Origin of the sequence: Actinomyces bovis (genome assembly GCF_900444995.1) — a bacterium.
Taxonomy (GTDB): domain Bacteria; phylum Actinomycetota; class Actinomycetes; order Actinomycetales; family Actinomycetaceae; genus Actinomyces; species Actinomyces bovis.
On sequence record NZ_UAPQ01000006.1, the window covers coordinates 37877 to 56991 of the forward strand.

A 19115-nucleotide genomic window follows, 5' to 3' on the forward strand; every position below is an offset into this window, starting at 1 on the left:
CGCCTTCCTGGGAGCGCTTGGATGCGTGGGTCGTCCCATCCCTGGCTGAGATGGGCTTTAACCATATTTGCGGTCGTAACAGACGTCGGTCATTTAAACATATATGCGTATTAGAAACCTAGAGGCGTACTCGACTTGCAACTCATGAGACACTTGCCCGGTGCTTCAGCCCCGCCGGGCTGAAATGCGATCCGCCCTGGTGTAGTGGCAGCACGCAGGCCTTTGGAGCCTTGAGGCCCGGGTTCGAATCCTGGGGGCGGAGCGGATGTGTGGATGGGGGGGCTACAGCCTCCCTGGGGCGTCGTAGGATTGCCCCGTCCGGATTCCCAAACGCTGAGAAGAGGACCCGTGGCCCCCACCACCAAACCGACCGCTGTAATCGTCATGGCCGCAGGCAAGGGCACCCGCATGCGCTCTGCCACACCCAAGGTTCTGCATCGAATTGGCGGCCGCAGCCTCCTGGACCATGCCGTAACCGCAGCCCGTGGACTTTCCCCTGAACGCCTGGTGGTCGTTGTTCGCCATGAGCGTGACGCTGTTGTGTCTCATCTGGCACAGGTGGCGCCTGACGCCGTGCCCGCCGACCAAGATGAAGTTCCCGGCACTGGCCGTGCCGTCGCCTGTGGCCTGGCCGCCCTCCCCGCGGCAGCCACCGGCGCCGTGGTTGTCACCTCCGGGGATGTGCCCCTGCTGGACACCGCCACCCTTGAGACCCTGCTGGCCCAGCATGCGGAGCGCGGTGACGCCGTCACCCTGCTCACCACCGTTTTGGACGATCCCACCGGCTATGGGCGGGTGCTCCGCACCGCTGAGGGTGCCGTCTCCGGCGTCGTGGAACACCGTGATGCCAGCCCGGAGCAGCTGGCCATTAAGGAAGTCAACGCTGGGGTCTACGTCTTTGATGCCGCTCACCTGCGCCAGGCCCTGGCCACCCTGGGGACCAATAACGACCAGGGTGAGGTGTATCTCACCGACGTCGTCGCCCATGCCTACCACGCTGGCCTATCCACCTCCGCGCTCGCGGTAACGGACCACTGGCTTGTAGAGGGCTGCAATGACCGCGCCCAACTCGCCTCCTTGGGTGCCGAGCTCAACCGCCGCATCCTGGCCCGCTGGATGGAACAGGGTGTTGGTGTGACCGACCCTGCAAGCACCTGGGTAGATGTCACCGTCACTCTGGCGCAGGACGTCCAGCTTGAGCCCGGCGCGATCCTGCACGGCACCACCCGTGTGGGCCAGGGGGCGGTGATCGGCGCCCACAGCGTCCTAGACGACGCCCAGATCCCAGCCGGAGCGGTGGTTAAGCCACTTAGCCACGTGACCGCAAGCAACTGAACCCGAGCCTTCCGGCCGGGCAGGGGCCGGAACTACTAAAGCTCCAAGCACTGACCAGTCGGACACCAGGCCAACAGGCCAAAGGAAGGGAAACTACGCATGTCGGGCATCATCACCAGCGGCGAAAAGCGTCTCGTCTTAGTCGCCGGTCGCGCGCACCCCGCGCTCGCCGAGGACGTCGCCAAGGAGCTGGGCATCGAGGTGCTCTCCTCCACGGCCTACGACTTCTCCAACGGCGAGACCTATGTGCGCTTTAACGAGTCTGTGCGTGGTAGCGACGTCTTTGTCCTGCAATCCCATGGTGACCGTGTAAACGACTGGCTCATGGAGCAGCTGATCATGGTGGACGCCCTGAAGCGCGCCTCCGCCAAGCGCATCACGGTGGTCTCCCCATTCTTCCCCTACGCCCGCCAGGACAAGAAGCACCTGGGGCGTGAGCCCATCTCCGCGCGCCTGGTGGCTGACCTGTACAAGGCTGCCGGGGCCGATCGCATCATGAGCGTGGACCTGCACTCTTCCCAGGAACAGGGCTTCTTTGACGGTCCCTGGGACCACCTGTGGGCCCAGCCCGTACTAGTGGACTACGTGCGCACTCGCGTGGACCCTGCCACCACCACCGTCGTCTCCCCGGACGCCGGCCGCATTCGCGTGGCCGAGCGCTGGGCAAACCAGCTTGGCGGCACCCCATTGGCCTTTGTGCACAAGACCCGCGACGTCACCCGCCCCAACGAGTCCGTGGCCAACCGCGTGGTTGGTGATGTGGTGGGCCGCTCCTGCGTGCTGGTGGACGACATGATCGACACCGGTGGCACCATCGCCAAGGCGGTCAAGGTGCTGTTGGATAACGGTGCCAAGGACGTCATCATCGTTGCCACCCACGGGGTGCTCTCCGGGCCGGCCGTAGAGCGTCTGTCCACCTGCGGTGCGCGTGAGGTGGTGGTCACAGATACACTGCCTATTCCCGAGGCTAAGCGTTTCGAGCAGCTAACAGTGCTGCGCATCGCGCCCTTACTTGCCCGTGCCATCAAGGCTGTTTTTGATGATGGTTCAGTGACCTCGCTTTTCGAAGAGGGCACGGTCTGAGCTCACAGGAACCTCGCCGCCTCTCCCGGTGCGATAAATAAGTATTTCCGTTGAACTGGCCTGCATCATGCGGGTTATCAAAAACCGCAGGCGAGCGCAAAAACTCTGCTAGTGTGACCGTGCAGAACCGCATGCGGATGCCCCGTGGTCCGATCCCTTTCGGTTCCTTGGGCGCATTCGCACTGCTTGCGCACACGCTCGCAGAGACGGACCGCGATATCGCGCATGGGAGGACCGGTGTACGCGCTGTACCAGCGACGCCTCTTCACCCGAGAGATTGCGGAGCGACTCCGCAACGGCAGGGGCTCGGTTGTTCTCGTGTCAGCCCCAGTAGCTGCGGGATCATGGTCCCTTGGCCCCAGGCTGGCCGTGGAATGCGCCGAGCGGGTCCGCGACGCCCGCATCCTTGAGATTGACGGCACTGACACCACCGGTAGCTCCTATGGGGACGACCACAGCATCTCCGATGCCCTGCTCGTCTCCGGCGTGACTCAGATCTTTGAGCACCTGCGCTTCGAGCCCAGCCTGGATGCTTTGCGCGATGAGTTGCGGCTTCAGCGCGATGCGGTGGATTCGGCCACCTCCCTGTCCGGCAGGGCCGTGGCCGCAGCCCGCTTCTGTGCCACTGCGGCCGCGGCTGGACCGCTGGTACTCGTAGTGGTGGGCGTCTCCCAGGTGGACGAGCGCACATTGGCCGAGATGCGCCGCATGGCGTCTTATGTCTCCGGTTTCCCCCTGGCACTGCTGATCATGCTGCCTCCCGGAACCGCCGCGGGCGCCACCGTCCCACCGCTGTACACCTCCTCCATCAGCCGCCTTGGGCTGGAAGACACCCGCGACCTGATCCGCACCGAGACCCGCGGCTATGTGGAGCCAGTCGTAGCGAGCTGGCTGGCCCGGGCCTTCGGGGGGCGCATTGCGGATATCGCTGTGGCGGCTTCCAGCCTCAGCGCTGGTGCTCTAGCCGGGCGCGAGCTACTCCCATACGACCTGCCCTTCTCCGCGGATACCCAGCGGATGGTTTCCGACAAGCTCTCCCAGCTCAAGCCGCAAGAGGCGGAGGCGCTGATCGCCTCCCAGTTGCAGCTAGTGCAGGACGACGTCGTAGTGGAGCGCGTGGTGGGGTGCCGGCCGGTGCGGGTGGTGGAGAACCTCTCACCCTCTCCTGAAGTCTTCGCCCACCCCGCGCCACGCGCGGTAACCCGCCTGGCGGTGCTCGCACATGGCGACAGCCCCCGGGACCTAGCCCTGCGCCTAGCTGAGGCCACCGCGCAGGGATCGCGCGAGCGTGCCTGGTACCAATTGCTGGCCGGTGAAGCCACCTCTGCTGACGTCGCCACCTTGGTGGAGGCTGCCCGGCATGAGCTCTCCCGGGGCAGTTTGGACCTGACTTGGCGGATCCTCTCTGAGTTGGAGCCCCGGGACCTGGAAGAGGGGCACCGCATTCAGGTCACCTTCCTGACTGCCGTGCTGGCCCTCCACCTGGGCTGTGCGCTATCTGCCTCTACTCGTTTCCTGCAGCTGATCGAATCCCAGTCCCTTAAACCTGCGGACGAGTTGCTGGCCATCACCGGCTTCATCTCGGTGCGTGACGGCGAGGACATCAACGCCCACTCTGACCGGCGTATAGCCGCCCGCTTGCGTGCCCTGGCCGGAAAGGCTCCCTTGGAGACGGCCCGCTGCTTCCTTTACATGGCAGCTCAGGAGATCCTGGTCGGTGAAACCAACAGCCCCCTGGCACATCTGGATGCAGCGGAGGAACTGCTCGCCGGGGTAGACGCCGCCCAGGACACAGAGCCCGTCAAAATCGTGCTGCGTGAGCTGCGTCGTCGCCTTGATGGGGCCTCCGAGGGGGCCGCCCGCGTGAACGACTTCCTCCTAGGCGTCCCGCCGGACATGGGGCGTCTGGACCTGCTCGACTGGGGCGAACTGGTAATCCGCGCCTACCTAACCGTCACTAACGGTGGGCAGCAATCCTCCGCGGTGGCAGAGTCATTCCTCTCCCGCCTCTCAGATGTTTCCCCCTACCTGGAAGCCCAGGCGGTGGCTCTGCGGGCCGTGCTTGACGAGCGCCGCGGCTGGACCGCGCAGATGCGTGAGCGGCTGGAGTCCGAGCAGGCGCAGGTGCCGGTGCGTTCGGCACTGGCAGGTCGCGGCTCCGTGCTGGCGGCCCAGGCTGCCCTCCTCTTTGGTGACACGGTTGCCTTCAGCCGTTGGTACAACGCCATGACCATCGACGCCGCCGGTGGTTGGACCGCCCCCCAGCAGTTGTGGGCTTCAATCCTGGAAGCTTCCTCCCGCCTGGTTTCCGGGGACTCCACCCTGGCGTCGCTGGTGCTGGGGCCCGCCGTTTCCGCGCCGGTGCCCCGCAAGTACCTGGATGCCGTGTGGTCCTCAGTGGTAGATATGCTCATCATCGCGCCGGAGATGCTGGACCGCGTGCCCGGGCTGCGCTCTTGGGTGCAGGTGGGCCTAGACGAGTCCACCGCGGAACACCGTGATGACCGGGTGCTGGGCTTAGATGACCGCATCCTGGAAGTGCTCCTAGCCGACGATATTGAGGCGACCGGCCTGATCTCTCGCCTAGTGCTCGATGCGGTGGTCTCGGGTGCCGCCATCTGGCAGATCCGCGCGAATATGGCTTGTGCAGCCCGCCTGTTTATGTCCCCGACGCTCTCCATGGCCGGGCTGGGCATTGGTGAAGACGCGGTCTCCAGCTCCCAGGTGCTGCGCGCCCGCGCCCATGAGTTGGCAGTCACCAATGAGATGGCCTACTGGATCACGGCCATAGATTTGTTGCGCAAAGACACCGGCGCCATGGTGGAGAGTGATCCTGTTGGTCCAGTGGAAGCCCCCCAGCTCACGGAGATGGAGTTGCAGGTGGCCCGCTTGGCCGCGCAGGGCTGGCGCAACAAGGATATTGCCGGTGAGCTGTACATGGCGGTGCGCACCGTCGAGTTGCGCCTTACCGGCGTCTACCGGGCCTTGAATATCTCCTCGCGCAAGGATCTGGCTCCGCGCCTAATCGAGTGTGGCCTCCTGGAGAAGTAGGCCCGGTCCTGGCTCTGGCTACATAGAGTCACCGCCTGCGCGGCAACCACCGCCTGCGCGGCCACCTCTCTGGGTGCCCGCCGCCCTCCGAGGTGAGAACTCATTTGGGGTGAGCCCCTAATGGCGAGCGCCTACAGCAAGCGCCCCGCAACCAGCAGGTTGCGGGGCGCGGCGCACAATTTGGGCTAACCGAGTTCAGGCGGTGGCGGCAACCACTTCGTGCACGGCTTTGCGGATCATGGTGGAAGAGGTGGAGAGGGTGTAAGGCAGGTAGACAACTTCTGCGCCGACCTCTGCCATCTCCGCTTCCAGGCGCTCCCCCTTGGCGGTGCCCTGCCAATCCGTGCCCTTGAACAGGATGTCAAAGTGGTTGTCCTGCCAGGCGCGGCGCTTGTCCTGACTGTGGTCCGCTACGGCCAGGTCCACGATTCCCAGGGCCTCGACGATCTGACGGCGCTCCGCGAAGGCGATCATGGGGGCGCGGCCCTTCATCTCAATGAGGGACTCATCCGTGGCCACTCCCACGATTAAGCGGTCGCAGCGCTTGGCGGCCTCCTTGAGAATGTTGAGGTGACCAATGTGGAACATGTCGAAGCCGCCGGGCACGTAGCCCGTAACCAGCTGGTCCTGTGTGTTTGCGCCCTGCATCAGTAGGCACCCTTTCCGCCAAGGACAGCCCCAAAGGTGGCTGCCGTGATGTGTACATCAAGCAGGGACGAGGAGTTGTCCACGTAGTGCTGGTCGATAGCGACCGAGCGCTCCCAGGACAGGTCAGAGCGGCCGGAGACCTGCCACAGGCCGGTCATGCCAGGACGGACCAGGAGACGACGACGAGCTTCGGCGTCGTAGGTGGCAACCTCTTCCGGCAGGGCCGGACGGGGGCCGATCAGGGACATATCGCCCAGGAGGACGTTGAAAATCTGCGGCAGCTCGTCAATGGACAGACGCCGGATGATCTTGCCGACCGGGGTGATGCGCGGGTCGTTGGCGCTCTTGAAGAGCACCTCGTTGCCCTGGCCAGCGTTCGCGCGCTCGGCGATCACGGCGGCACGGCGGGCGTCGGCATCCACATACATGGAGCGCAGCTTGAACATCTTGAAGGTCTGCCCATCCTTGCCCACGCGGGTCTGCGTGTAGAACATGGGGCCGCCGTCGGTGACCTTAACGGCAATGCCCGCGATGCCGATGATCGGCAGGGCGATCAGGGTGAGCAGGCTGCCGACCAGCAGGTCGCAGACTCGCTTGCCCAGGCGGCGCTCGCGGCGCTTGTCCACCTCGACGGCGCCAGTCCAACCGGCGGCAGAGGGCAGCACGTGGATGCGGGGGGCGGCCACGGAGGCCAGGCCGGACATCATGACGAAGCGGGCGTCCGTGCCTTCGATGCCGCGCAGGGCCTTGATCTGGTCATCCGGATGCACAGCACCCACGGACAGCACGACGTCAACCTTGTGGTCCACGACGATCTGGTGCAGCTCGTCAATGGAGCCCAGAACACGCGGCATCCGGGTGTCAGCGTCAGGGGTGCAGGTGGAAGCAATGGAGCCAACCAGCAGGAAGCCGTCTCCGGGGTGCTGGCGCAGGCCACGCAGGATTGGGTTAGCCCCCTCGCCCACGACGACGAGTGCGCGGCGCAGGCCGTGGCCGTCCATCCGGGTGCGGCGCAGGCGAGCCTTAACGGCTGCGCGGCCGAGGATCATGGCGACGGTGCCCAGGGGGGCGGCCAGCAAGGTGGCGCCCAGCGGTACGTGCAGGCGCATGACCTGCGCCACGAGCAGCGTAATGAGCACAGTGGTGGGCAGGGCAGACAACACTCGGCGCCAGCCAGAGGCAGCCTCAGCAAGGACCTGCTCGCTCAGTGAGCCGGAGAAGATGGCGATGCCGACTAGAAGCACATTGGTGCTAAGCAGCCACAGGGCCTGAGGCGCGTCCATAAAGGCGGCTACTACCGCGGCAGTGGAGGCGGCGAGGACTAGGTCCTGGCCCACGAGCCAGGTGCGCAGGATTCGGCGGTAGCTGTTCCAAGGGCGGCGCGCGTGAACATTGGCCCGGTCGGCGGCAGTGCGCGAGTACTCATAGGTGCTCGAGCTAACCGTCTTGACGGGGAGGGGGGCCAGGAGGAGAGACATACGCGGCTTTCGTAGAAATCTTCAAGACCTTGCTTCCAGGGTGGGAAGCGAGGTGGACCGGTAGGGCGGTTGTGTTGACCGCGGCTCGGTGTGATTCGAGTGTGCCGTCTTTGGTTCTGATCAGCCGTGGCTGGAGGCACAGCCTTCGGGTGCCTGCGGTGGGCATGCGGTGGGGTTGCGAGGAAACCGCAAAGCTTGCGTGGATCCGCGTGCGCTACCGGCGGTCGGTAATTTGTGGGGCGATTGCGCGATAATTCCAGGGTTGTTAGCTCTTGCTTGAGGGTGTCGAAAGGTTTGCTTAGACCAGGGCCGCAAGGTCCGCATAATAGTACTGCGGTCTTTTTGGAATCCGCAAGCGGGGTGCGTGGCGGCTAGAGTGGCCCGGGCGTAGCGCCAGCTGTGCCATACGCAAGGCCGAGGCGGTAACTCGGCGCTAGACAGGCCGAAAGGCAGATCGGGAGGCGGCCCTGATGAGCAGCAAAGCCAAGGGGGTCCTCCGTGGTTCGGGTATGTGGCAGGTCGTCGGACGCACCGCCTTCGCGAAGATCGCAGTCATGGGCGTGGCGGGCGTATTCGGCCTAATCAACACCCGGCTCATAATCGGGCACTTTGGTGCAGACGCCTATGCCCAGTACGGATTGCTAGCCACCTTTCCCAACCTGATCCCCTTCGCCGACCTGGGCATCGGGGCGGTGGTCATCAACGCCGTCTCCAGCTCCGACGAGCTCTCCAGTGACTCGCAGTTGCGTCGCACACTCACCACCGCCATGCGCGTCCTGCTGGGATCGGCGCTGGTTATCGCCAGCATCGGCATAGTCATCGGCTTGTTAGGGCTCTGGCCAACTTTGCTGGGTGCCAAAGTCATGCCGGGCGGTGGGATCACGGCAACCCTGTGTTTGCTGGTGTATGCGGCGGCGCTTCCGCTCACGATCGGCCAACGCGTCGTCGTCGGCATGGGACGCGCCGCAACCCAGGTGCTAAGTCAGGGGATCGTCTCACCCGCCTTCTCCACCATGCTCGTTCTGGCCATCGTGCTGCGGCTAGACGCAGGCAATGAGCTGTCGATCATGTCCTATCTGGCCAACTCTTTGGTGGCCATCATCTGCGTGATCGTGGCCTGGCGCGCCACCCGCCCACTGCTGCGTGAAGCTGCCCAGGATGTGCTGCGCTTCCGCACGGTTCCAGGCGTACCCATTGCGGGCACGGCTGCTCCCCAGTTCATCCAGACCTTGGCTATCCCGCTCGCATTCCAGACCGATCGCCTTCTGCTATCCCACTTTGGTGGCAGTCAGGACCTAGCCCAGTACACCCTGGCCGCCAGCCTGTTCCAACTTCTCACGCAGACGCTTTTCACCACCGCCAACGCCATGTGGCCGCAGTTCGCCAAAGCCCGCGCCCAAGGCCGCGTCGTTTCACCTTTTAAGCCCACCCTGGTCTTTGCCATCGGTGGCTTGCTGGCTGCCTTGGCCATGGCCGCTCTAACTCCCTGGGCGGCAAACAAACTCTCCAAAGGGCTCATAGCTATTCCAGCCGTGCTGATTGCGTCCTGGGTGCTCAACGTAGTGGTAGAGGCCGCCAAGCAGCCCATCACTATGTACATGACCTCACCGCAGGGCCTGCAATTCCAGATGTGGCCCGTGTTCGTGTTGATACCGGCCAACCTGGCGCTGTCCTACCTGCTAATCGCGCCGCTGGGGGCAGCTGGCCCTCTGTTGGGCTCCGCCCTAACCATCCTGTTCTGTCAACTGCTTCCCTACGGCTGGTGGGTGCGGCGTGACCTACGGCGTCGGCGCGCACAGGCAGCGGCCTAGGCGCGCAGCAGAGACTCCACCTCGCGGGCTAGATCCTGGCGGTAACGCGCCACAGTGAAGCGTTCCGCGGCATCCTGTTGCCCCGCAGCCGCGAGCTCACGAGCCCGTTGCGGATCCGCAGCCAAGCTCGCCAGCGCCTGAGCCAGCGCCTGAGCCGAATCAGGCGCAACCAGCAGACCTGTCAGACCGTCCTGCACCACTTCCTGCAGACCCTGGACCCGGGAAGCCACCAGCGGTCGACCAGCGTGCATCGCCTCCACCGCAGTGTTGCCAAAAGGCTCAGCCCGAGACGGCACAATCACGACGTCGGCAGCATCCAACTCCGGCCAGGTGGGGTGCACATAGCCGAGCAACTCCACCTGGCCAGCCAGGTCCGCTTGGGCCGCGCGCTCGCGCAACTGCTCCTCGTACCACTCGTAGCCCGGGAAGATTGAGCCGCAAACACGCAGGGAAGCATCCACCCCCTGCTGCCGCAACAGGCCGACGGCGTCGAGCGCCACGTCCACCCCCTTGCGGGGAGACAGGCGTCCCACCATGACCACGCGCAAGGGGGCCTTTGCGGTTCGCGCGCGCAGCGGCGTGGGTGCCTGCGCTGGTCCCGGCACGCCGTTGTGCACCACCGTCACCCGGCGCGCCAGCAGTGGCTGGGCCTGCAACAGCGCATCTCGGGCAGCACCTGAATTGGCCACAATTCGATTGGCAGACAGCAGCGGGGCATTGAGGCCCGCCCGCAGCAGCAGCGGCTGGGAATCCTCGGCCTCATGCACATGCGCCAACACCGGCACCCGGGCAGCGCGAGCCGCAGGGCCCCACCACGGCAAGGTAACCGTGTTAACCAGCACTAGGTCCGCCGCTGCGGCCCGGATCACCTGGCGCAGCCGCAGCAGTTCTCCAGGCGTGCGGGCTGCCAGCCCTACCAGGCCCCGAGGACTCAGCAGAGCCTTGCGCAGCACCGTAAAAGGCAGCACTGCCACCTTCGCTCCTAATGCCTCCATCTCCGGCTCCAGCGGGCCGTGTTCCGGCAGGGCGATCAGGACTCGGTGCCCTGCCTCTCGCAGGCCCGCAACGGTTTCCAGCAGCTGGCGGTCAGAGCCGTAGAGGTCAGGGGAGGGGTGGGCCACCAGGATCGTGCTCATGAACAGGCTCCGGTGCGGCGGCCAGAGGGGCGGTTCTGGCGGGGGCCTTCGGCAGCCAGGGTGCGGCACAACTGCTCGTAGCGGTCGGTGACCTCATCCCAGTCGTAAAGGGCTGCGCGTTGGCGGGAAAGTTCGCCGCGGGCCGTGTGGGCGGCCGGGTCTGCTTCTGCGGACTCCACCAGCGCGGCGACCTCCTCAGCGTTTTGCCAGTAGCGGCCAGCTTCTTCCAACACCTCCCGATTGAAGGAGACGTCAAAGGCATCCACGGCACTGCCTGCGCCAATTGCGCGCAGCAGAGAGGGGTTGGTGCCGCCCACGGAGTGGCCGTGGTAGTAGACCAGGGCATTGCCGTAGAGCTGGTCGAGCTGGTCTTGATCCCACAAGCCGCCCAGTTGCATTACCCGCTGGTCCGCAAGGGACTGGATCTTGGCAGTGTATTCATTGGCATAGGGGGCAGAACCCACCACTACCAGCGGCAGCTTGGCCTGGGAGCGGACGTAGCCGTCAACGATCACATCTACGTGGTTTTCCACCTCAAAGCGCGCCACTACTAGGTGGAAGCGCTTGGGTTCCAGGCCGAGTTCCGCCAAGCGGTCCGCGCCAGTGACTAGGTGTGGGGCGCCGTAGGCGATCAGCCAGGTAGGAGCTTGGAACTCCTGGGTGTAGTAGTCAGCAATGCCTTGCGCGTCCGCAATCAAGGCGTCTGACCAGCGGACGGCGGCGGCCTCAGCTGCCCGGTAGTACTTCTGCCCGGTGGGGCCCCACTTGCCTCGGCGCCACTCCAAGCCATCTACATGCGTGGCCACCGGGATGCCCGCCGAGCGAAGCGCTGGCAGGAAGGGGGAGTTGGCGGCGTTGAACAGCAGGGCGACGTCGGGGTGCACCCGGCGGAGCAGGTGTGCCACGGACAGGCCGGTGTGGGAGAGAGTCTCCAATGAGCGCTTGCGCATCGCAGGCAACTCCACCACCCGCATGCCTAGATGCAGCTTGGGCAGCGGGGTATTTGGGTCAGGGTTGCGGGAGTAGACGAGCACTTGGTGCCCGCGTGCGGCCAAACGCTGGCCGACCTCTTCAATTGCGGTCTCAAAGCCGCCGTAGCGGGCAGGTACCCCGCGGGTACCGATCATCGCGATTCTCAGACGGCTCGGATCGCTTGGGCGCATCCCATTTCCTCCATATGTCCAGCCACCTCACGTGGTCCCGCAAGGTTACATGCGTAATAGGAGCCTGGCTTCATCGGAACGAGACCGTTTCAAGGGTGTCGCCTTATCGCGTCCTAGCACCGCTATATGCTGCACGTTGTGAAGTCCATGCGAACCACCACCACTGCCCTCATCGTCCTGCCGCTTAGCGCCGCTCTTCTGCTGGGAGGCTGCGCCAAGGGGGACAAGCCTGCGGGGCAGTCCTCCGCCAGTGCTACCGCCACCGCTGCTGCTAGCGCGGCGACGGAGAGTCCGGCTCCTTCCTCCACGCCCCTGGAGCAGGCCACAGATGGTGCCACCCCGGAGCCGCAAGCGGGGCAGGATTCAGCTGCGCCCGCGGACCCCGGATCCGCCGGTGCAGGAGATTCCGAGGAGAGCCGCCGTATGCCCGCCGGCCCGATCGAGCAGCCTGCTGTCCTGGAGTCAGGCGTCACCGTTTCCCTAGGCGCGCTTACCTCCACTAGCTTGAGCTCCAAGCTCCCTGGCGAAGTGGCGGGACCTGGCGTGCTAGTGCCGGTTACGGTGACCAACCCTGGCGCGGAAGCGATCTCTTTGGAGTCCCTGGTGGTCAACTGCTACTACGGGGAGAGTAATCAGATCGCCTCACCGAATCATTCGGCGTCGGAGCAGGGAGCGACCAGCTTGGAGGCGGGCGGCTCTACTACCGTCACCTTCGCCTTCCGGGTTCCTGCTGAGGAGCGCGGCCACATGCGGGTGGTTGTAGACCTGAGCGCCTCCCAGAAAACCGCTGTGTTTGAGGGTGCTGGGCCCGCTGCCTGAATCTTGGTGACGTTTGGGGTTATTAGCCGACCGTTAGTTGGGGGTTGCTAGCGGACCTGCAACTCAGCTTGCGGGGTCCGCAGACGGCCCGTAAGGGGCACGCAGAATGCCCGTGCGCGAACTATCGCAGGCCTGTTGCGTGCACATACTGAGTCCATCCAATCAGTTGTTTTCCCAGCTGACCCCGATGATTCCCGGAGGACTCGTGAAGATCACCCGCCTGCGCCGCGTTGGGGCGGTGGCAATTGCCGCCGTCTCAGTTGCACTGGCGCCCGTCGTCCTGCCAGCCATCACCCTCTCTTCAGGTGCTGGTGCTGCTGAGCAGGACCTCGGTGTTGACGACCCCTATGAGACCGTTTCCGCTGACCCGCTCCCGGCACCATCTGTCAATGGTGTTGTTTGGGACCAGGAGGTTGTGGGTAACACTGTTTACGCTGTTGGTGAGTTCACCACTGCCACCACCCCCGGCGGTAACCCAGTAACCCGCAACAACGCTCTGGCCTACGACATCACCACCGGTGCTCTGCTGGATTGGGCCCCCTCCGCCAACGCCGTGGTGCGCACCGTCAGCGCTACGCCTGACGGCGCCTCCGTTTTCATCGGTGGCGTATTCGAATATGTCAACGGGCAGCGAGTTGACCACATCGCTTCCGTGGACCCGCGCAGCGGTGCGGTACGTCCGATCAACCTGCACCTGAACTCCGGTGTTAACGACATTGCGATCTCCTCCGACGGCTCCAAGCTCTACGCAGGTGGGTACTTCACTGCGGCCAATAACCAGGAGCGTCAGCGGATCCTCGAGTTCGACCTCAACCGCGGTTCGCTGACCTCCTTCCGCGCCAGTGTTCCCAACTACTACGTGCACGCCGTGGCAACTGAGCCGGGCGGCTCCGGTGTGGTCATTGGTGGCGCTTTCACCAAGGTCAACGGCTCCACCAATCCCGGCAAGGGCATCGCGATTCTGGAGGCCGGCAGCGGGCAGCTGCGCAACAACCGAGTGGCCTCGGTGATCGGCGCCTCCGGTAGCCGGGCTGCTGTTTGGGGTCTTAGCGCCGACTCGCGCGGTATCTACCCCGCCATGTACTCACAGTCCGGCACCTTCGAGGGCGTGGCGCGTCTCAACTGGCGCTCCGGTGAGCTTGAGTGGATGCTCGACTGCCACGGTGACTCCTACGACACCTTCCCCTCCGGTGACGTCGTCTACATCTCTTCCCACGAGCACGACTGCTCCAACGTGGGCCAGTTCCCCAACGACTGGCACATCTACCACAACGGCACCGCAGTCCAGAACCAGGCGGTCGGCACCGTCGGACGCAATACCTACAGGGGCTACACCGACTTCCAGGGCCAGCCTGCCACCAAGCTGCTGAGCTTCTTCCCCCGCTTCACCGCCGGTACCTACACCGGCGCCCACCAGGCCACCTGGACGGTTGAAGGCAACCAGGACTACGTCGTCTACGGCGGCGAGTTCACCGCCATCAATGGCATGCAGCAGCAGGGTTTGGTGCGCTTCGCCAAGCGCAGCATCGCGCCAAACCAGGTCAGCGCTGAGAACAAGGGCGGCGCCTACAAGTTCAGCGCCACTTCGCCGAGCGCCGGTGTGATCTCCTTCAACTGGACAGCGAACTGGGACCGCGACGACCGGATGCTCACCTACGAGATCTTCCGCGACAACATGAACGGCAAGCCGGTGTGGACCCGCAAGGTGGCCTCCACCTTCTGGGACCTGCCCCAGCTCACCGCCACGGACTTCGTGGACCCGGGCACCGAGCACCGCTACCGCATCCGCGTGTCGGACAAGCACGGCGCCAAGACCCAGACTGACTGGTTAACCGTCACCGCTAAGAACGGCGTGGGCTTCAACGCCCAGGCGCGGGCCGCTGCCGTCGACGGCGCCAGCAACGTCTGGAGCATGGACGAGACCGATGGCTCCACTGTCAAAGACAGCCTCGGCAACGCCGACGGGCGCCTGTCCGGCTGGACTTGGCAGCGCGGTGGCAAGCCCGCCGTCAAGGAAGGCCGCTCTGTGAGCCTGGGCGGTAGCTCCTACATGGTCGCCCAGCGGCGCGTTAGCGCTCCGAAGACCTTCTCTGAGGAACTGTGGTTCCGCACCACTACCCGTTCCGGTGGCACGCTTATGGGCTTTGGTTCCTCCACTGGCGCCAGCTCCTCTAACCAGGACCTCATGCTGTACATGCGCGACAACGGGACGCTGGTTTACAGCATCTACGACCGCGACTTCCGCACGATCACTAGCAGTCAGCCGGTGAACGACGGCAAGTGGCACCACGTTGTGGCCACCACCTCCGACTCCGGGTCCGTGCTCTACGTTGACGGCCAGGTTGCCGCGCAGGACGCCAGCATGACCAAGGCCCAGAACTTCAAGGGCTACTGGCACGTTGGTGGTGAGACCCTGAGGGGTTGGCCCGGCCGCCCCAGCTCGAAGTACTTCGACGGCGACATCGACGAGGCTGCCGTCTACTCCACCGCACTTAGCGCCGACCAGGTCGTCAACCACTACTCCCTGGGGGCAGATGTTGCTCCGGCCAACCGCGCTCCGGTAGCCGCCCTGACCGTGACCCCGGCTGACCTAGCGGTCACCGCCGACGCTTCTGCGGCCAAGGACGAGGACGGCAAGATCGCCTCCTACAAGTGGAACTGGGGCGACAAGACTGCGGAGGAAACCACCACCGCAGCCACCGCCACGCACACCTACGCCGCTGCTGGCACCTACACCGTCCGCGTGACCGTCACTGACAACGCCGGGGCAACCGCCTCTGCGGAGCAGGCTGTCACCGTCAAGGCGGCCGCCAAGCCCGCCCAGCCGGAGAACCAGGCGCAGCCGGCTCAGCCTGGTGATGTCGCCTTCCTGGCTTCCTTCAACAAAGATGTCGCCTCTGGCTGGGGCAGCGCGGACAAGGGCGGCGATTGGAAGGCCTCCTGGGGCGGCTCAGCCCTGTCCGTCTCCGGCGGCGCTGGCAACATGACCTTGGCACGCGGCGGCTACGGCTCCCGCGTGGTCAGCTCCCCGCTGGCCAAGGCTGACGCTGACCTGACCAGCAGCTTCAAGATTGACGCCCTCCCGGATGCTGGCAAGCTGTACCTCGATCAGGATGTGCGTGTCTCTGACGCCGGCGCCTACCGCGTCAAGCTGCAGGTCCGCTCCGATGGCACCGGCAAGCTTGAATTGCTCAAGCTCATTGGCGGCACCGAGTACTGGCTCAAGGAGACTCAGCTGCCTAAGGTCAATGCAGGCGAGACCATCCACCTGCGCCTGTCCGCCATCGGCACCAGCACCACTAAGGTCAACGCCCGTATCTGGACCGGCGACGCCGAGCCCAAGGAGTGGAACGTTTCCTACGAGGACAGCGTCAACCCGATGACTGCTCCCGGTGGTGTAGCTGTCACTGGTTACCTCGGCAGCTCGACCATCCCCGTGACCATCGCGGTGGATGAGATGGCCGTCAAGTGATCGCTTGATCAACCTCAGCGGTGGGCCGTTGACCTTCGGGTCAGCGGCCCACCGCTTTTGTACTCGCCAAGCGACGCTGCCGGTATGCTCGCCAGCGCAAGCGCCAGCCAGGCGAGCCTAGACACCCAGGGACGTGCACCATGCAGCCAATCAGGCTGACCATCGCTATGCTCACCTACCGCCGCAACACCTACCTCACGGAGGTGCTGCCCCTGCTGGTGCGGGAGGCTGCCAGCGTGAGGGCCGCTGGCGAAGGCCATCCAGCCGTAGAGGCGCGCGTACTAATCATCGACAACGATCCTGAAGGCGGGGCTGCAGACACGGTCGCTCAGGCGGCCAGCCAAGCGCAGGAGGCGGACACCCCAGTTGACGTCGTCTATGTGCACGAGCCGGAGCCGGGCATTGTGGCCGCGCGCAACCGAGCTCTCAAGGAGTCAGAGGCTTCCGACCTCCTAGCCTTCATTGACGACGACGAACTACCTGAACCAGGCTGGTTGGCGGCGCTGCTGGCCACCCGCGAAAGCACTGGCGCCGACGCCGTCACCGGCCCCACCCCGCCGCGTTATGAACGCAAGCCGGACGCCTGGGTCGCTGCGAGTGGCATCTTTGATTCCTGGGACCACCCTGACGGCCAGGTGGTTGGATCAGCCGATACCGGCAACCTCTTGCTGGACCTGCACACGGTGCGTCGCCTGGGCCTTGCCTTTGATCCCCGTTACGGGCTCTCAGGCGGGGAAGACTCGCTGTTCACCCGCCAACTCACCCTGGGCGGCGGCAAACTCTGCTTTGCGGCCAAAGCCGTGGTGACTAAGCGCGTCCCGCCTTCACGGGCCAACCGCAGCTGGTCGCTGCAGCGAGCTTTCCGGGCCGGCTCCTCCTGGTCACGGGTCCGGGTGGACACCAAGACCGGTGCTCGCCTGCCCCTGCGCCTCAAATTTGCCGTCAAAGGCTTGGCCAAGGCGGGCGTAGGGGGGACGCTGGCAGGGCTTAGCCTGCTGCGTCGGGACCTGCCAGCAAGAGCCCGTCACGAGGTCAATGGCGCGGGTGGCCTGGGCATGGTCCTAGGTGCCTTTGGGGCTGACGTGCGGGAGTACTCCCGTAAGAAGTCCAAGCCGCACGGCCACTGAAGCGCTGGCCAGTTTCAGGAACGGCGGCGGATCCGGCTGAACTTGATGTCGTCGCGCAGCGGGCCGGTGCCGCGAACTAGGTCGGCCTGCTGGGAAAGTGGGCGCATAGCCAATAATGCGCCGATAGTTACGGCAATGCCTGGCGCAGAAGTAATCAGCGGGCTGAAGAAGGTATCCCAGAGGGCGCCGATTGCCACAAAGAACAGCCAGGGTGATAGGTGGAAAGACCCGAGGTTGCGCACTAAGGCCGCAATCACCAGGCAGAAGCAGAACAGTGCCAGCGCGATGCCGGGTATGCCGGTCGCCGCCCACAGGTCTGAGGTGGAGGAGTGCAGTTCCACACCATGACCAAAGATGTAGTTGTAGACGTAGCCGTTCTCGGGGTCGTACTCGATGCCATGCATTTCGTACATGGCGGCACGCTCGTCGTCGTAGCCAGGTTTGATGCCTAGGCCAAAGCCCTCCGGGCGGTGTTTGAGTAAGCCCCAGGTGGCTGCGGCCTCAGGCCGGGCTGAGAGCACCACATTTGTCGACGACGAGGCCTGGGCCTGGGTGCGCGCTTTCGCGGAGTCACCCAACAAGCCGCTGGCGGCCGCCGTCACGATTGCAATCATTACCACGGTCATTAAGGCGCCCAGCACGCTCACCTGGAAGGCCGCCAGGAAACGGGGAGTGCGCGCTTTGATGACGAATTTCTCCGCCAGGAACTGCCAAATTAGCAAGGCGATGATCATCGCCATATAACCCAAAATAGAGCGCGAGTCGTTGATTGCCCACAGTCCCGCCAGACCGACCAGGGCCAGCAGCTGCACCCAGCGAGGGCTACGGTCCACCAACGCCAGCACTAGCACCGTCGTCGGATACCCCAATACGTACTTCCACGGATTAGGGGTGGTGGGGATGTTGCGCACCCCGATGAAAGTCAGCCCAGCTGAATAGGCGGCCACAGCCATCGGCAAGGTCAGGCGCTCAGCCCCCCAGGCAATCGCTGCCGCCACCGCGGGAAACAGCGTCACCAGGAAAATCGAGGTGATCATCTCGGAACGCACGAAGGTCGCCCAATGCAGGTGCAACATGAGCAGTACGAAACCGGACAGCAGAGCGATGATGGTCAGCGTGGACAGGATGGTAAACAGCTTGGAGCGGCGCACTGTCTGCCAAGTGATCGGCAGGGCCAGGACGGCTAGAACATTGCCGAAGTTAACCCCGCCAGGCAGTTTCAGGCGCAGGCCAATCAGCACCAACAGGATGACGGCAAACCACCACTCGCTGGCTGACACATCCGGGCGGTTCCAACGGCGAAAAGTCTGCCGCACCCGTCTGTAGGGAGAGTCCACTCCCGCCATCGCCGAGGTTTGAAAACTGGTCATCGCGTGGAGCTGCGGCGTCCGCCCAGACGGGAGTCCAGAGCCAGCGCGATCAACACACCCAGGGTGGAGCCAAGCACAGCGCCAACAATGCCGTAACGCAGCTTGGATGGGCCAATGGGGGCGGTAGGCAGGTTGGCGGCGTCAACATCAGACAGAGAGAGCTGTGCTGGCTTGCCGGAAAGAGACACCGACATGCCCGTGATCTGCTTGCGCATGGCCTTGACCTCGGCGTCGGCAAGCTGCTGCGCCTGTGCGGCGGTGGCTCCCTCAGCGGTGATCTCCACCATGAAAGTCGTGGTGGGGTTGGCCACAGAGATGCGCCCCTCAACCTGTGACAGCGGCAGGCCAGTGTCCTGTGCCACCTGTGCTTGCAGGCTGTGGGAAGATCCCAGCTGAACGATCGTGGGCATGATGGAGGCCACGATTAGCTGCGAGCCCGAGACGTTGTTGCTGGAGCCATCTGATTCCGCCACCACGATTGCCGTGGCCGAAGAGGAGAACACCGGCGTGCCAAAGACTGCCAGGGCGACACCTGCAGCAATGCCCACTACGACGTGTGCGACGATAAGGATGAAGCGTCGCCGCAGCGCCTCGATGATGAGTTCCGGTTCCAAGGGAGACC

Annotated in this window: 13 protein-coding genes and 1 tRNA gene; 8 read left to right on the forward strand and 6 right to left on the reverse strand. The window is 64.6% G+C overall.

Annotated features, from left to right (window positions below; genetic code table 11):
• Positions 1 to 190: 190 nt before the first annotated feature.
• The 4 genes from DR039_RS03870 to DR039_RS03885 all read left to right on the forward strand — a co-directional run bounded on the left by DR039_RS03870 (position 191) and on the right by DR039_RS03885 (position 5469).
• A tRNA-Gln gene (locus tag DR039_RS03870) sits at positions 191 to 262 on the forward strand.
• A gap of 122 nt (positions 263 to 384) precedes the next feature.
• Positions 385 to 1335: a bifunctional UDP-N-acetylglucosamine diphosphorylase/glucosamine-1-phosphate N-acetyltransferase GlmU gene (locus DR039_RS03875; protein WP_407641274.1), complete on the forward strand. Its 951-nt coding sequence runs from the start codon at positions 385 to 387 to the stop codon at positions 1333 to 1335.
• 99 nt (positions 1336 to 1434) lie between these two features.
• On the forward strand, positions 1435 to 2418 hold the full coding sequence (locus DR039_RS03880; protein ID WP_111836108.1) for a ribose-phosphate diphosphokinase: 984 nt from the start codon (positions 1435 to 1437) through the stop codon (positions 2416 to 2418).
• 237 nt (positions 2419 to 2655) lie between these two features.
• The gene (locus DR039_RS03885; RefSeq protein ID WP_170166841.1) at positions 2656 to 5469 is read left to right on the forward strand and encodes a helix-turn-helix transcriptional regulator; all 2814 of its coding nucleotides are present in this window, start codon (positions 2656 to 2658) and stop codon (positions 5467 to 5469) included.
• 195 nt (positions 5470 to 5664) lie between these two features.
• Here the strand turns inward: DR039_RS03885 and DR039_RS03890 are convergent, their stop codons facing one another.
• The gene (locus DR039_RS03890) at positions 5665 to 6117 is read right to left on the reverse strand and encodes an adenylyltransferase/cytidyltransferase family protein (RefSeq protein WP_229116783.1); all 453 of its coding nucleotides are present in this window, start codon (positions 6115 to 6117) and stop codon (positions 5665 to 5667) included.
• Positions 6117 to 7595 carry a sugar transferase gene (locus DR039_RS03895; RefSeq protein ID WP_111836110.1) on the reverse strand — a complete coding sequence of 493 codons (1479 nt, stop codon included), beginning with the start codon at positions 7593 to 7595 and terminating at the stop codon, positions 6117 to 6119. Before DR039_RS03895 ends, DR039_RS03890 begins: the two co-directional genes overlap by 1 nt.
• A 470-nt stretch (positions 7596 to 8065) precedes the next feature.
• On the opposite strand from DR039_RS03895, the gene DR039_RS03900 reads away from it, so the two are divergent.
• Positions 8066 to 9406 carry an MATE family efflux transporter gene (locus tag DR039_RS03900; RefSeq protein ID WP_229116784.1) on the forward strand — a complete coding sequence of 447 codons (1341 nt, stop codon included), beginning with the start codon at positions 8066 to 8068 and terminating at the stop codon, positions 9404 to 9406.
• Here the strand turns inward: DR039_RS03900 and DR039_RS03905 are convergent.
• Both DR039_RS03905 and DR039_RS03910 read right to left on the reverse strand, forming a co-directional pair.
• Positions 9403 to 10542, reverse strand: coding sequence for a glycosyltransferase family 4 protein (locus tag DR039_RS03905; protein WP_111836111.1), 1140 nt, complete (start codon positions 10540 to 10542; stop codon positions 9403 to 9405). The genes DR039_RS03900 and DR039_RS03905 overlap by 4 nt on opposite strands.
• Complete coding sequence (locus DR039_RS03910; protein WP_111836112.1) at positions 10539 to 11705, reverse strand: DUF1972 domain-containing protein; 1167 nt, start codon at positions 11703 to 11705, stop codon at positions 10539 to 10541. The genes DR039_RS03905 and DR039_RS03910 overlap by 4 nt, the downstream gene beginning before the upstream one ends.
• A gap of 138 nt (positions 11706 to 11843) precedes the next feature.
• Here DR039_RS03910 and DR039_RS03915 point away from each other — a divergent pair, with 138 nt between their 5' ends.
• From DR039_RS03915 to DR039_RS03925, 3 genes are all read left to right on the forward strand, one after another.
• Positions 11844 to 12524, forward strand: coding sequence for a hypothetical protein (locus DR039_RS03915; RefSeq protein WP_126622166.1), 681 nt, complete (start codon positions 11844 to 11846; stop codon positions 12522 to 12524).
• Between the two features lie 205 nt (positions 12525 to 12729).
• A complete protein-coding gene (locus DR039_RS03920) occupies positions 12730 to 15996 on the forward strand; it encodes a LamG-like jellyroll fold domain-containing protein (protein ID WP_170166842.1) in 3267 nt (1088 codons plus the stop codon).
• A 140-nt stretch (positions 15997 to 16136) separates the two neighbouring features.
• On the forward strand, positions 16137 to 17123 hold the full coding sequence (locus DR039_RS03925; protein WP_111836115.1) for a glycosyltransferase family 2 protein: 987 nt from the start codon (positions 16137 to 16139) through the stop codon (positions 17121 to 17123).
• A 14-nt stretch (positions 17124 to 17137) separates the two neighbouring features.
• Here DR039_RS03925 and DR039_RS03930 read toward each other — a convergent pair whose 3' ends face one another.
• Both DR039_RS03930 and DR039_RS03935 read right to left on the reverse strand, forming a co-directional pair.
• Positions 17138 to 18403 carry a hypothetical protein gene (locus tag DR039_RS03930; RefSeq protein ID WP_111836116.1) on the reverse strand — a complete coding sequence of 422 codons (1266 nt, stop codon included), beginning with the start codon at positions 18401 to 18403 and terminating at the stop codon, positions 17138 to 17140.
• Between the two features lie 86 nt (positions 18404 to 18489).
• Positions 18490 to 19107 carry a Wzz/FepE/Etk N-terminal domain-containing protein gene (locus DR039_RS03935; RefSeq protein WP_170166843.1) on the reverse strand — a complete coding sequence of 206 codons (618 nt, stop codon included), beginning with the start codon at positions 19105 to 19107 and terminating at the stop codon, positions 18490 to 18492.
• Positions 19108 to 19115 lie beyond the last annotated feature (8 nt).